We start from the raw sequence: 13,764 nt of genomic DNA, 5'->3' as shown, positions 1-13,764 counted from the left end.
AGAGGCCTTATTCCGCCGTCAGCAGCGCTTTGGACAAAGCCGTCTCGCGTCGACGCCACGGCACATCGGCGCCGAGCGCAATCGCCGCGTCGAGCCCCGAACGCAAGCCATCCTCATGAAAGCCGTGTCCGGTCCACGCACCGGCGAAATAGGTGCCGCGCGCACCTTGGATATCATCGAGACGGGCTTGCGCTGACAAGGCACGCGCATCGTACTGCGGATGGTCGAACATCCATTCCCCGAAGACCAATTCCGGGCGTGGCTCGACGACCGGATTGAGCGACACGAAGAGCGGCTTTGCCGCGTCGATCCCCTGCAGCCGGTTCATCCAGTATGTGACCGACACTTCCGGTTCGTCGCGGTCACATGAGCAGCGCAGATAGTTCCACGCCGCCCAGGCGGCCCGCCGCTTCGGCATCAGGCGCGGGTCCCGGTGCAGGACGACCCGGTTGGGGCGATACGATATGGCTGACAGGATCCTCTCCTCGACGCTCGAGGCGTCGCCGAGCATGGCCAGTGCCTGGTCGCTATGGCTGGCGATGATGACATTGTCGAAGCGCTCCGGCGCGTCATCACCAGCCCACACGGTAATGCCAAACGCATCGCGCACCATTGTCTTGACCGGTGACGATAGGCGTAGTGCCGACCCGAGCGGCGCCAGCAGCTTTTGCAGATAGTTGCGCGAACCGCCGCTTACCGTGCGCCACATCGGTCGCGTATCATTGTCGATCAGGCGATGGTTCTCGAAGAAGCTGATGAAGCTTGCAGCCGGATAGTCCAGCATTTTGGCGCGCGGCGTCGACCAGATCGCCGCCGCCATTGGAATGAGATAATTGTCGCGAAAGCCTGCGGAGAAACCGCGGGTGCGAAGATAGTCGCCTATCGAGACGTCGCCCAGCGTGCCGTTGTCGCGCTCGGCAATACACGCCTTGTTGAAGCGCAGGATCTCCCTCAGCATCCACAGAAAGCCGGGCGAAAAGACATTACGCTTCTGGGCGAAGATGGTGCGCAGCGTCGAGCCGCACCATTCGAGCTTGCCGCCATCGAGCGAAAGCGAAAAGCCCATGTCGCTCTCATGCGTGGCCACACCAAGATGCGAGAACATCGCGCTGAGATCCGGGTAGGCCAGTTCGTTGTAGACGATGAAACCTGTGTCGACAGAAATCGGTGTGGAGTCATAGTCGATGTCGACCGTGGCGGTATGGCCGCCCGCGCGATGCGACGCCTCATAAAGGATGATTTCGGCACTCGGGTGCAAAGCCCATGCGGCGGCGGCGCCTGATATGCCCGATCCGATGACGGCGATTTTCTTCCGGCCGTTGGAGCCACCACGGTGAATGGGCACAATGTTCATCGAAAATCCTTTTGGAAATCAAGCCTGTAAGGTGCGGGCGGCACCCTGGAACTTTTGTAGATACGGGAGGATCCGGCGTGAGTTTCACTGTGCAGTCGAGGTATTTTGTCGCGAGGTGAAGAGGCGTCCGACCTGCCCAGTCACTTGCATCGTCAGCGGGCGCGGGACCAGTTGACCGACTTGCAAACCAGGCCGCCGACCAGGCAACCTCGCGTGACCAGTTTCTGCCCGGCCACCTTGAGTTGGATCGCATAGGTCAGCGCGCGCTTTGCATCGAAAGCCTTGCCGGTCAGCGTGTCGGCGGACTTCGGCTTCAGCGTCATGACGAGCTTGTCGCCGACAGCTTCACCGCCGCTGGTGTCCTTGATCCAGACATTTGTGGCACAGATGTTCGAACCGCACGGGGCGATCCGTACTTTTGCGTTTCCATCGCCGCGGTTCCATGTTCCGCTGGGGTCAGGCGCCGATGCGGCAAACGCCGCGCCGCTGAACGAGACAAGAAAAAGAAGACCTGCCGCCACTGCCAGTCGGTTCATCATTCCTCCTTGTCATTCGGTTTACGAAGCTACGGACGACATGCCTGGTGAGTTTCGGCCGGTCGAAACTATCGCGGCTGAAAACCGTTGCTGAGATCAACAGCCAATGGGATTTCAGGAGCGGACATGATCAAGACCTACGGCATCGCCTATCTGACGACGGCAGTCGTGTTCCTGTGCATCGATGCTGTCTGGCTGACGGTGATGAGCAGCCGGCTTTACAAGCCGCTGCTGGGGCCGATCCTGCTCGATGATTTCAACGTCGCGGCGGCGGCACTTTTCTACGTCATCTACATCGCAGGCGCCGTCTATTTCGCGGTGCTGCCCGCCTTTCAGAGCGGATCATGGACGACCGCGGCGGTAAACGGCGCCGTGTTCGGCTTATGCGCCTACGCCACCTACGATCTGACTAACCAGGCGACACTGAGGAACTGGCCCGTCGCGGTCACCATCGCCGACATCTGCTGGGGAATCGTGCTCACCGCAATCGCGGCGACGGCGGGTTTCCTCGTCTCCAGTGCCTTGTCGCGATCTGCGTAGCAGTCGTCAGCGCTTGGCCGGGGGATTGATCAAGTTCATCACGAGAAGACCTATGAAGGCGGTAAGCGTGCCAGCGCTGAGGGCGTTCATTTTCAGAAAACCCGCATATTCCTCGGCCGAGTAGAGGTGGACGGGCGCGCCGTAGCGCCCGTGTAGGACAGTGAACGCCAGCATGCCGACCGCCGCTATGGCGATCGCGATGATGCGTTCTCCAGGCCTGAACAGCACGAAGCCGAGCAGCACGCAGGGCAACAGAAACATCTCGACGCCGGAGGCGACGCCGAAGACCTCGGCGCTAAGCACCGTGTTACCGATCCCGGCGATCGGCAGCAATGCACGCCCGGCACGGCCGTTGGCGCGACCCACTGCCGGAACCGCCAGGAAGAACGGCGTCGAAAGGAATGTGTAGAAGGTTGGCGCGATGTCGGTGCCCACGGACCAGTAGACATAGAGCGGATAGAACGGCTGGTTCCAAAGCACGACAAGAGCGACCAGATTGGCGGTGGCCACGAGAGGGTCGTCGTGGGCGAAATACGCCTTCGCCGCGTTCCAGAACGTCCTCAATATTCCCGATCGGGCGCGCGTTTCCAATCTCATGTAGCCGCGCGCAGGCGATAGTGGCTGACCCCCCATTCCTCGCCATTCGCATGTCCGAACAGCCCTGCGGTGGCGAGGAAAAACAGACGCCAGCGCCGGCGCCAGATCAGGGCCTCCTTGCCGTAGACCTCGGCGAGGATGCGGTCAACCTCGGGCAGGTTGGCGTCCATATTGGCGAGCCACTGGTTTGCGGTGCGCTGGTAGTTGCGGCCATTCCATCGCCATTCCTGCTCGACGTCGAACAGCGCCGGGAAATGCCGGATCAGATCGTGGCTCGGCATGATGCCGCCGGTGAAGAAGTGCTGCGCAATCCAGTCGGACTTGTCGCGATGATCGAAACGGTAGGACCGGCTCTTGTGGGTGAAGACATGGATGAAAAGCCGCCCCTCCCGTGTCAGCCAGGAGTGTACGCGTTCGAGCAGCTTTTGCCAGTTCGACATATGCTCGAACATCTCCACCGAGACGATGCGATCGAACATGCCGTTTGGATGGAAGGCGTTCATGTCGGCCGTGATGACATGGATGTTGGCGAAGCCCCTCTTTCGAGCCTGCGCTTCGATATACGCCTTTTGAGGCGCCGAGTTGGAGACCGCGGTGATCCTGGCGGCGGGAAAACGCTCCGCCATGAACAGCGTCAGGGAACCCCAGCCGCACCCGAGTTCGAGGATGTCCTGGTCATCGGCGAGATCGGCGTGAGCAACGGTTTCCTCCAGCGCGAGCACCTCGGCCTGCGCCAGGCTCTCGTCGCCGCGCCGGTAAAGGCAGGAGGAGTATTTGCGCTGCGGCCCGAGCACCAGTCCAAAGAAGGCCGGCGGCAATTCATAGTGCTGCTCGTTGGCCGCTTGCGTGTGCTCGGCAATCGGATGATCGGCCATGGCATCAGCGAAAGCCTGCTCTTGCATGGCCGGGTGTTCGAGTAGGTTTCGACGCGTGCGTCCGACCAGAAAGCCGATACCCGTTCGGGTCACGGGATCTGGAAACGGGCTGCGTTCGACGGTGCGTATGGCGGATGCGATGAGGCTCACGATGCCTGGCCTTTCGATGTCTGTGGAGGGATATTGCGGGGCGGCCCCGGCCAGAACGCATTGACGCGCGCCTGGTAGGCACGGAACTTCTCGCCACGCGATTTCAGCATGTGCGCTTCGAGCGGCGGAATGCCGGACACATGAACCAGGAGCCAGTACATGAAGAGTGGGCCTGAGATGGCGACCCAGCCCCATGGGTAGGCGCCGGTCATGTCCAACGCGATCGCGACATAGGCCAGCCAACCGAACCACTCGAAGAAATAATTGGGATGGCGCGAGAGGCTCCAGAGACCGACGTCGCATACTTTTCCTCTGCTGGCTGGAGCCTGGCGAAATCGCGCAAGCTGGCGGTCGGCCAGGCCTTCGCCAAGGATGGCAATCGCCATAATCGCGATGCCCAGCCAGTCGCCGATTTGCAGATGCGGCACCGGATTGCGTGCTGCGGCGAAAATGGAGAGCACAAGCAGCAAGGCGGCGCCGGCCTGCACCTGCAGAAACAGAAAAAGCCGGCGAGGAAAATCCTTGCCCCATTCGCTGCGCAACTGCGCGTAACGCGGATCGTCGCCACCGTGCAGGGTCCTGACGACGATATGCAGTCCAAGCCTGATCGACCAGATCGCCGCGAGCAAGGCGACGATGACAGGTCTTGTCGTCGATTGCTGCCAGCCGGGCAGTGGAACAATCGCCATGGCGATGCCGGCGGCGCCCACGGCAAAGGACCATATCGCATCCACCCAGCCGGACTTGCCGCTTCGAATGGCAATCGCCCACGCGATCGCCATTACAAGCGACAGGCATATGGCTGCACCGAAAAACAAGCTTGCAAACGTCACATCGTAGCCCTGCACGATCATCGCGATCTGTTGCGTGAGGTACGGATCGGTGTGGAGGCAAGTTTCCGCGCCCCACTCAAATTCGAACCGGCAAGCCTGCCACAAGCTTGTTGAGGCATGGTCTGGCTAAGGAAACCTGGCAAAAGGCGGACCTTCTTGGCGATTTCTCCACCCAGCGACATCGTTATGGATGTCGCCCGAGCCGCGGAGCCAGCGGACATCAAGGCTGCCCGTGCCGCGCTGACGAAGCGTGCGGGCGGCGCTGCCGGCACGTTCTCGGTCGACACCGCCGCGTCGGTCGATGCCGGCTCCATCCTGTCGCGCGCCACCGCCGAACATGCGGCCGGAACCGATCCGGCCAAGAAATTCAAGAAGTTCGAGGCGATGGTCCTGCAAACCTTCATCCAGAACATGCTGCCCAAGGACACCGAAGGCGTCTACGGCGCGGGTCTTGCCGGCGACATGTGGAAATCGCAGCTGGCCGAGCGCGTCGCCGACGTCATGGCCGAGCGCGGCGGCATCGGCATCGCCAAGTCGCTGCTCGCCGACCACTATCTAGACGGCAAGCGCAAGGTGCCGATCGGGCCGGTTTCAAATGGCCCGGAAAAGGCCGAGATCGATCAGCAAACCCGTCTGTCCACCTCGCTCGTCCAGGAATTGCAGCGCAAGGCCGCCAGGTCGATGACCGGCGACGAGACAACCATAAAAACAGACACCAAGATCTAGACTGGGAAACGCCATGGCCGACTCTTCCGAATTCACCGCCAACCTGCCAGCGCGCACGACCGCGCCGGAGGCTCCGATCCCGTTCGCGCGGCCTGGAAACCTTGCCGCCATCATTGGCCGCATCGAGGAGGTGGTCGAGGAAGAGACCGCCGGCATCCGCAGGGATACCGGTTATGACCTCAAGGCCTCTAACGCCCGCAAGAGCCGCTATCTCTACGAGCTGACCCGCGCCATGAAGGGCGGCAGCGAAGCCGAGTTCCTCGAACAGCACCGCGAGGGCCTGACCCGGCTGCGCCAAAAACTGGTGAAGAACGAGGCGGCGATCCTGGCGCATCTGAGCGCCGTCAACGAGGTCGCCAACCTGTTGCGCAGTGCCATACAGCGCGCCGAAACCGACGGCACCTACTCCGCCGGCGAGTTCGGCCGGCTGAAAGGCTAGAGCGCGGTCATGCCGGGCTCGAATTCCGAATGATAAAGGTCATCGCCATCGCGGTCTGGGTCTGCGCCGCCACGCTCGGCGCGGTGTTCTATTCGTTCCAGGCCGCCGGCGACCGCGGCGTCGGCGAGAAACCCAAGCCGATGCTGGGCGGGCTGGATTACGTCAAGACCGACGTCATTTCGGTGCCGCTGATCCACGATTCCAGGATCGACGGCTACTTCCTGGCCAAGCTCGTCTACACCGTCGAGCCGGAGCAGATAAAGAAACTGTCGATTCCGGCCGAGGCGCTGATCACCGACCAGGTCTACAGCTATCTCTACGCACACCCCCAGATCGACTTCGGCAAGAAGCAGCCAATCGACCTCGACACCTTCCGCGCCGCGATCCGCGACACCGTCAACGCCCGCGTCGGCGCAACCCTCGTGCATGAAGTTCTGATCGACCAGGTCAATTTCCTGAGCAAGGACGAGATCCGCGACAACTGGCTGCGCCGCCGGCAGGATGCCGGCACCACGGCACCCGAGGCGGCCAAGCCGGTCAGCGCGCACTGAGCGGCACTGGCCGGGCATGGCTGGTTCGGCACCTCGCCCGGTGCGGCGATAGGAACCAGTCTCCGCAATTCGCGTTGACGTAAACGTCAATCCAAAGCTATATGCGCCTGCGACCATGATCGCGAAGTGCTGCGTGGGCTCCAGCCGGACCGAAATGCCCTGCGCGATAGATGCAACCAGACAGGAGAACAGCGTGAGCGTTCAGGAGATTGCCGAGAAGATCAAGTCGCGCGTGGCCAGCAGCGGATTCGATCGTTCCGTGAAATTCGACACCGGCAGCGACGGCGTCATCGTCATCGACGGCGCGACCGTCTCGAACACCGATGCCCCGACCGACTGCACCATCAAGCTCTCGCTCGACGATCTCGACTCGCTGATCGCTGGCGATCTGAACCCAACCATGGCGTTCATGACCGGCAAGATCAAAGTCGAAGGCGACATGACCGTCGCCATGGCGCTCAGCCAGTTGATCGGCTGAGCCGACTCCATTGCCGCGACGGGCTCATGGCCACGAAAAACGCCGCCTTTTCGGGCGGCGTTCTGTTTTGAGCGGACTTGGCGCTCAGGCCGCCATTGTCGGGGCCGACGCCTTCAGCTTGCGGCCGGAAGCCTTCAGCGTACCATGCGCGCCGTCAAGCGCGCCGTCCACCAGCTCCAGCGCCAGCAGGCGGTGCCGCTCATAAGGTCCCGGCATCGCGAGCGAACCGGTCCTTTCGGCCGAGAAGCCGAAACGTCCATAGTAGGGCGCATCGCCAACCAGCAGGATCGCCGCGTGACCGAGACGCGCCGCTTCGGCCACGGCATGACGCATCAGCGCCGAGCCTATGCCTGCATTCTTGAGCGACGGATCGACCGCGAGCGGGCCAAGCAGCAGCGCTGCCGGACCGCCCTCGCCCAGCGTGACATCCCACAGCCGCACCGTGCCGACCACGTCGCCCGACGCATCGCGCGCGACGAAGGCCAGGCCTTCCGAGGGCCGGCGGCCACGCCGCAGCTTCTCCGACGATTTGGTCTTGCGCTTCGGCCCCATGGCACGATCGAGCAAGGCTTCGCGCACAGCCATGTCGGCGGCGGTTTCGGCGACCATGGAGAAGGCCGGCGCATGAGCTACGATTTCAACTGACATTTCCATTTCCGCAATCCTTCACGAGCGGAGATCTGTTCCACAAGCGAGACCCGGGTGGACGACAGGCGACCACCTGGGATGATCTGACCGCCTCTCAGCGCATTTTCAGGCGAAGTTGTGTCCGGTTCGCCGTTCGAAAATGCGCTGAGAGAGCGCCGTCAGATCACGTAGGATCGGAGAGGCTCGAAGCCGTTGAACGCGACCGCCGAGTAGGTGGTCGTGTAGGCGCCGGTGCCTTCGATCAGCACCTCGTCGCCGATGGTCAGCGACAGGGGCAGCGGATACGGTGTCTTCTCGTACATCACGTCGGCCGAATCGCAGGTCGGGCCGGCGAGCACGCAAGGCGCGGTCTCCGAGCCGTCATGGCGGGTGACGAGGGGATAGCGGATCGCCTCGTCCATCGTCTCGGCGAGGCCGCCGAACTTGCCGATGTCGAGGAACACCCAGCGCACATTGTCGTTGTCCGCCTTCTTGGAGATCAGCACGACTTCCGACTTGATGACACCGGCATTGCCGACCATGCCGCGACCCGGCTCGATGATGGTCTCGGGCAGCGCGTTGCCGAAATGCTTGCGCAGCGCCGAGAAGATCGCCTGGCCGTAGGCCTGTGCCACCGGCACGTCCTTGAGGTAACGGGTCGGGAAACCGCCGCCCATATTGACCATCTTCAAGACGATGCCTTCCTCGGCGAGCGTGGCGAACACCTTCTTGGCGTCGGCCAGCGCGCGGTCCCAGGCGGTCAGGTCGGTCTGCTGCGAGCCGACGTGGAACGACACGCCATAGGCATCGAGGCCGAGGCCCTTGGCATGGCGCAGCACGTCGACGGCCATGGCAGGCACGCAGCCGAACTTGCGCGACAGCGGCCACTCGGCGCCTTCGCCGTCGGTCAGCACGCGGCAGAACACGCGCGCGCCGGGAGCGACGCGGGCGATCTTCTCGACCTCCTCGACGCAATCGACCGCGAACAGGCGGATGCCGAGCTGGTAGGCGCGTGCGATGTCACGCTCCTTCTTGATGGTGTTGCCGAAGGAGATGCGGTCCGCGGGCGCACCCGCGTCCATCGCCATCTCGACTTCGGCAACGGAAGCGGTGTCGAAGGACGAGCCCATCGCAGCAAGGAGGCGCAGGATTTCCGGCGCCGGGTTTGCTTTCACCGCATAGTAGATCTTGGAATCGGGCAGAGCCTTCTCGAAGGCGCGGAAATTATCGCGCACGACATCGAGGTCGACGACGAGGCAGGGGCCGGACGGACGTCGGGTGGCGAGGAAGTCGAGGATGCGCTGGGTAGCCATCGGGTTTCTCCATCACGCCTTTCGGCGCGCACAAGGGTGCGGACGCGGGCTGTCGGCCTCGCGAACACGCGGTCAAACAAAGGCGGGACGAAAATTCCATGGAACCAGCCGGTGGAGACCCCGGAACCATGAAACGCCGTCTCGCGGCGATGAACCTAGCCTTGCCCGGCTTCGGTTCGCTTTGTCTGCCTTGGCTTGGATTGGGAGAACCCCGTTCCGCACTGCCGGCAATGAAGGTGTGCCTCTTCAGTAACCCCGGTCTTTGGACAACCGGCAGAGAACCAGAAAGGCCCGCACCGTCGTTGCTTCAAGGTGTCCTCGGTCTGGCGGTTGGCCGCTAAACCGACTGGAGGGGTTAGCTCCAGTTACCTTACCGATTTCCCTCACCATTCGAGGATCGGCGGACACCCACAGGCACGTGCGACTTTGGGCAAGCGCGATATAGGGGCGAAGGATTTCACAATCAATAAAAATCGTATCGCAGGTTGTAAAATTTCTGGCATCGAACAATGTTGGTGCAACCGTATCCGGATATCGAACGATGACAGGCACGCACGGCCCATACAACGCCTTCCTCGATCTTCGCCAGATGCCGGTGGCCCATGCCGAAATCGGCCCGCTCGCCGGCCTGCGGCTGGCCGTCAAGGACATCTACGACGTTGCCGGCTATCGCACCGGCTGTGGCAATTTGCGGAAGTTCGCCGAAAGCCAGGCCGCCTCGCGCACGGCGCCCGCCGTGCAGGCGATTCTCGATGCCGGCGCGCGCTTCGCCGGCAAGACCCAGACCGACGAGCTTGCCTTCGCGCTGTTCGGCCAGAACGCGCATTTTCCGTTTCCGGTGAATCCCGTCGCGCCCGATCGCGTCACCGGCGGCTCCTCGTCGGGGTCGGCATCGGCGGTGGCGGGCAGGCTGGCTGACATTGCCACCGGCTCCGACACTGGCGGCTCGATCCGCGCGCCGGCGAGTTTTTGCGGGCTGATCGGGCTGCGCACCACGCATGGCCGCATTTCGCTCGATGGCACGATGAAGCTCGCGCCAAGCTTCGACACCTTCGGCTGGTTCGCCGACGACATCGAGACCTACGAGACCGTCGGCAAGCTGCTGCTCGGCCGCGATCCGCACCAGCATTCGCTGGACCGCCCGCTGTCGCTCACCTGGCTCGACGAGATGGTGGCGCGCCCCGCGCTGGCCGAATATGCCAGGATGAAGGCCCTGGCGGGCGCGGTTTTTGGTGCCTTGGCGACGCCGACGACGTACTTCTCCTCTTCCCCGGATGAACTCTACTGGTGCTTTCGCCGGCTGCAGGCCAAGGAAGCCTGGGGCGTGCATGGCGAATGGATCACCAGCGGCGAGCGCGACCTTGGCCCCGGCGTCGAGGAGCGTTTTGGCTTTGGCCGTGCCGTCGATGACCGGACAGCGCAAGCCGAGAAGGTGCGCCGGCTGACCTTTCGCGGCGAACTGGGCGCCCTGCTCGGCAAGGACGGCTTCCTCATCCTGCCGACGGTGCCGGGCCCGGCACCCTATATCGACTCGACGCCGGAGCAGTTCCAGGCCTATCGCGAGCGAGCCCTGCATCTTCTGTGTCTCGCCGGCCTTTCCGGCTTCCCGCAAATCACCTTGCCCATCGGCTCTGTCGCCGGCGCACCGTTCGGCCTGTCGCTGCTTGGCCCTTCCGGCAGCGACGTTGCCCTGATACGGCTCGGCCGAAAACTACTCGACGCAGCCAAGAGGGCCTGAACCATGGACACACTGACCCGCATGCGCGCCTTCATCGACGTCGTCGAGGCCGAGGGCTTTTCGGCGGCGGCGCGCAAGATCGGCCGCTCCAAGGCGTTGCTGTCGAAATATGTGCGCGAACTGGAAGACGAGCTCGGCGCGCTGCTTCTCAACCGCACCACGCGCCAGTTCTCGATGACCGAGGCCGGCCATACCTACTACCGGCGTGCCTCGGAGATCGTGCGCGAGGTCGACAGCCTGGCGGACGCCGTGCGCGAATCCTCCGGCGACGTGCGCGGCAGGATCAAAGTGTCGGCGCCGCGCACTTTCGCCGACGCGCCGATCGGCCAGTCGCTGATCGACTTCGCCAAGCAGCACCCCGACATCGTGCTCGACATCCAGCTCGACGACCGCTTCGTCGACCTGGTCGAGGAGGGCTTCGACCTCGCGGTGCGCATCTCGCGCCTGGAGAATTCGTCGCTGATCGCCAGGCGGCTGGCGCCATTTTCGATAAAACTCTGCGCCTCTCCCGAACTGATCGCCAAGCATGGCATGCCGACGCGGCCCCAGGATCTCGGCCACATGCCCTGCATCGTCGACACCAACGGCCGCGGGCTGAACAACTGGCCGTTCAAGGGCGACAACAACGATCAGCTGAGCGTCGCGGTGTCGGGCCCGATCGAGGTCAACAGCCCGATGGCGGCGCGGGCCGCCGCCATTTCTGGACTTGGCTTCTGCGTCCTGCCGGATTTCATCGCCGCTCCCGATCTCAAGAGCGGCCAGCTGGTGACGGTGCTCGATGACCGAATCCTGTCGGGCGGCGGCATCTTCGCCGTCTACCCGCACCGCCGCTATCTGCCGGCCAAGGTCCGCGTTTTCGTCGACTTCCTGGTGCAGTGGTTCAGGACGCGTGAGATCGCGTGAGCGGCCTCGAATTCTCGCTGCGTGCCTGTCGTTACCTCAAGACCGCCGCGCACCTTTGGGCGACACGCTTTGAGCTTGGCGGGTGTCGTCGCCCCAGAGCCGCTGCGCACTTTTGGGTGACACGCACTGGCGGTCCCAATTTCGCCCCCTTTCTGGTGACCTTCGGTTCCTCTCCAAAGCCAAGGGAATCGCGACCGGGAATGCATCTCAAGCGGCACGCAATCACACTGGCTTCGGCCTTGGTGGCGACCTTTGCCGCCACGGGACCGGCTTACGTGCATCCGCATGTCTTCGCCGAGGCACGCCTCGACGTGATCCTGTCCCCGGATCACCAAAGCGTGAAAGCACTGCGCCATCTCTGGCGCTTCGACGACCTGTTTTCGAGTACAGTCATGATGGAGTTCGACAAGAACTCGGACCTGAAGCTTGACGACAAGGAGCTGAAGGATGTCGCCGACACCGTTCATGCCTCTTTGGCCGAATTCAACTACTTCCAGCTCGTCACGCAGAACGGCAAGGACGTGACGATGGTGCCGCCGCCACACCTGATGGCCAATTTCGACAACGATCAGCTGATCATCCTGTTCGAGTCCGAACCCAAGGAGCCGATCAAGCTGACCGGCACGATCGACATCGGCGTCTATGATCCGACTTTCTACACGGCGATCGACTTCACTGAGGATTCCAACATCACGGTCGAAGGCCTGCCGTCGAATTGCACCAGCAAGGTGATCCGTCCGGATCCGGATGAGGCCATCAAGGAAAACCAGAAGACCCTGACGGATGCCTTCTTCAACGACCCGACAGGCACCGACATGAGCAAGATCTTTGCCACCAAGCTCGAACTGACCTGTCAGCCAGAAGGATGAAGCCGGTGACGAAACCGTCCCTGCGTTTGGCATTCGGCCTGTTGGCCCTCACCTTTGCCGCGATGCATTTCGCCAGCGCCGCGCACGCCCAGAGTTCACTTGGTATCGGCGTCAATGACGGCATGGCGCCGACCACCGGTCCGTTCGCCCACATCCTGATGTGGATCAACCTGCGGCAGCAGGAATTCTACCGCGCTCTCGCGGGCGCCATGAAAGCGATGCGCCAGGATGGCAGCAAGATCTGGATCCTGATCGGCCTGTCCTTCGCCTATGGCATTTTCCATGCCGCCGGCCCCGGCCACGGCAAGGCGGTGATCTCGTCCTACATGGTCGCCAATGAAGTGGCGCTGCGGCGCGGCATCCTGTTGTCCTTCGTCTCCGCCCTGCTGCAGGGCCTGACGGCGATCGTGGTCATGCTGCTCGCCTATTTCGTCCTGCGCGGCACCACCATCTCGATGACAGACGCGGCCTGGTTCATGGAGATCATGAGCTTTGCCCTGGTCACCCTGTTCGGCGCCTGGCTGTTGTGGCGCAAGCTCGGCCCGTCCATCCTGCGCCTGTTCGGCAGAGCGCCCGCCTACAGCCTGTCGGCCGCGCAGGCCGGGCATTCGCATGGTGGCCACTCCCATGCAGGGCATTCTCACGCGGGCCATTCCCATGCCGGTCATTCGCATGCGGCCCACGGCCATTCGGCGCATGCCCATTCGCACGCGCTCAAGGTACATCACGATCACGACCATGTTCATGACCATTCGCACGACCACGCCGCGCATGACCACCATCACGATCACGGCGCCCACGATCATGCGCATCACGATCATGCGGATGGCGAGGTCTGCGAAACCTGCGGCCACTCGCATGCGCCCGATCCGGCGCTGCTGTCGGGCGACCGCTTCGACTGGCGCACCGCCTGGTCGGCGGTGGCGGCCGTCGGCATCCGCCCCTGCTCCGGCGCGCTGATCGTGCTCAGCTTCGCGCTGCTCAACGGACTCTGGCTCGGCGGCCTGCTGTCGGTGCTGGCCATGTCGCTGGGCACCGCCATCACCGTCTCGGCGTTGGCAACGCTTGCCGTGACCGCCAAGAACTGGGCGGTGTATTTCGCCGGCGATGGCCGCATGGGCAACCGCATCCATTCGATCGTCGAGATCGGCGGCGCCGCCTTTGTCTTCCTGTTCGGGTTGCTGCTTTTGTCAGCCAGCCTGACCGGCAGCGTCTAGGCCATCCCCATCCCGTAA

General features: G+C 63.1%; 16 protein-coding genes. 9 read left to right on the top strand and 7 right to left on the bottom strand.

From position 1 onward, the window contains the following. Nucleotides 1-7: 7 nt before the first annotated feature. Complete coding sequence (locus AC07SZ_RS16670) at nt 8-1,354, bottom strand: NAD(P)/FAD-dependent oxidoreductase (RefSeq protein ID WP_056578314.1); 1,347 nt, start codon at nt 1,352-1,354, stop codon at nt 8-10. Between the two features lie 152 nt (nt 1,355-1,506). Continuing rightward, a complete protein-coding gene (locus AC07SZ_RS16665; protein WP_494915123.1) occupies nt 1,507-1,890 on the bottom strand; it encodes a DUF2147 domain-containing protein in 384 nt (127 codons plus the stop codon). A gap of 129 nt (nt 1,891-2,019) precedes the next feature. Between AC07SZ_RS16665 and AC07SZ_RS16660 the strand changes: the two genes are divergently transcribed. After that, nucleotides 2,020-2,430 (top strand): DUF2177 family protein, encoded by a 411-nt coding sequence (locus AC07SZ_RS16660; RefSeq protein WP_081295205.1) that lies wholly within the window; start codon nt 2,020-2,022, stop codon nt 2,428-2,430. 6 nt (nt 2,431-2,436) lie between these two features. On the opposite strand, the gene AC07SZ_RS16655 is transcribed toward AC07SZ_RS16660, so the two are convergent. Genes AC07SZ_RS16655 through AC07SZ_RS16645 form a run of 3 tightly spaced genes read right to left on the bottom strand, consistent with a single transcriptional unit; the run spans nt 2,437 to nt 4,906 of the window. Then, nucleotides 2,437-3,027: a hypothetical protein gene (locus AC07SZ_RS16655; protein ID WP_494915121.1), complete on the bottom strand. Its 591-nt coding sequence runs from the start codon at nt 3,025-3,027 to the stop codon at nt 2,437-2,439. Further along, on the bottom strand, nt 3,024-4,052 hold the full coding sequence (locus tag AC07SZ_RS16650) for an SAM-dependent methyltransferase (RefSeq protein ID WP_172372231.1): 1,029 nt from the start codon (nt 4,050-4,052) through the stop codon (nt 3,024-3,026). The genes AC07SZ_RS16655 and AC07SZ_RS16650 overlap by 4 nt, the downstream gene beginning before the upstream one ends. After that, nucleotides 4,049-4,906 carry a DUF1295 domain-containing protein gene (locus AC07SZ_RS16645; RefSeq protein ID WP_494915119.1) on the bottom strand — a complete coding sequence of 286 codons (858 nt, stop codon included), beginning with the start codon at nt 4,904-4,906 and terminating at the stop codon, nt 4,049-4,051. The genes AC07SZ_RS16650 and AC07SZ_RS16645 overlap by 4 nt, the downstream gene beginning before the upstream one ends. A 96-nt stretch (nt 4,907-5,002) precedes the next feature. Between AC07SZ_RS16645 and AC07SZ_RS16640 the strand changes: the two genes are divergently transcribed. From AC07SZ_RS16640 to AC07SZ_RS16625, 4 genes are all read left to right on the top strand, one after another. Continuing rightward, a complete protein-coding gene (locus AC07SZ_RS16640) occupies nt 5,003-5,611 on the top strand; it encodes a rod-binding protein (protein WP_494915117.1) in 609 nt (202 codons plus the stop codon). 13 nt (nt 5,612-5,624) lie between these two features. After that, nucleotides 5,625-6,050 (top strand): hypothetical protein, encoded by a 426-nt coding sequence (locus AC07SZ_RS16635; RefSeq protein ID WP_056578324.1) that lies wholly within the window; start codon nt 5,625-5,627, stop codon nt 6,048-6,050. Nucleotides 6,051-6,079: 29 nt separating this feature from the next. Next, complete coding sequence (locus tag AC07SZ_RS16630) at nt 6,080-6,601, top strand: hypothetical protein (protein WP_056578326.1); 522 nt, start codon at nt 6,080-6,082, stop codon at nt 6,599-6,601. A gap of 193 nt (nt 6,602-6,794) precedes the next feature. Then, on the top strand, nt 6,795-7,079 hold the full coding sequence (locus tag AC07SZ_RS16625; protein ID WP_013529756.1) for an SCP2 sterol-binding domain-containing protein: 285 nt from the start codon (nt 6,795-6,797) through the stop codon (nt 7,077-7,079). 84 nt (nt 7,080-7,163) lie between these two features. Here AC07SZ_RS16625 and AC07SZ_RS16620 read toward each other — a convergent pair whose 3' ends face one another. Together AC07SZ_RS16620 and odc2 are read right to left on the bottom strand one after the other, a co-directional pair. Continuing rightward, entirely contained in the window at nt 7,164-7,733 is a 570-nt protein-coding gene (locus AC07SZ_RS16620) for a GNAT family N-acetyltransferase (protein WP_056578328.1), read from the bottom strand. A 152-nt stretch (nt 7,734-7,885) separates the two neighbouring features. Further along, nucleotides 7,886-9,019 carry an ornithine/lysine decarboxylase gene (odc2, locus tag AC07SZ_RS16615; protein ID WP_056578400.1) on the bottom strand — a complete coding sequence of 378 codons (1,134 nt, stop codon included), beginning with the start codon at nt 9,017-9,019 and terminating at the stop codon, nt 7,886-7,888. Between the two features lie 541 nt (nt 9,020-9,560). Between odc2 and AC07SZ_RS16610 the strand changes: the two genes are divergently transcribed. From AC07SZ_RS16610 to AC07SZ_RS16595, 4 genes are all read left to right on the top strand, one after another. After that, complete coding sequence (locus tag AC07SZ_RS16610) at nt 9,561-10,757, top strand: amidase (RefSeq protein WP_494915115.1); 1,197 nt, start codon at nt 9,561-9,563, stop codon at nt 10,755-10,757. Between the two features lie 3 nt (nt 10,758-10,760). Beyond that, nucleotides 10,761-11,660, top strand: coding sequence for a LysR family transcriptional regulator (locus AC07SZ_RS16605; RefSeq protein WP_056578331.1), 900 nt, complete (start codon nt 10,761-10,763; stop codon nt 11,658-11,660). 200 nt (nt 11,661-11,860) lie between these two features. Beyond that, nucleotides 11,861-12,529 (top strand): DUF1007 family protein, encoded by a 669-nt coding sequence (locus AC07SZ_RS16600; protein WP_056578333.1) that lies wholly within the window; start codon nt 11,861-11,863, stop codon nt 12,527-12,529. Continuing rightward, nucleotides 12,526-13,746, top strand: a complete 1,221-nt coding sequence (locus tag AC07SZ_RS16595) for a nickel/cobalt transporter (protein ID WP_494915112.1) — start codon at nt 12,526-12,528, stop codon at nt 13,744-13,746. The genes AC07SZ_RS16600 and AC07SZ_RS16595 overlap by 4 nt, the downstream gene beginning before the upstream one ends. Nucleotides 13,747-13,764: the final 18 nt, after the last annotated feature.

The sequence above is a fragment of the Mesorhizobium sp. GW821-FHT07A06 genome, from assembly GCF_059419085.1.
Note: the sequence above shows the minus strand (reverse complement) of the source record. Positions and strands in the feature narration are given on the sequence as shown.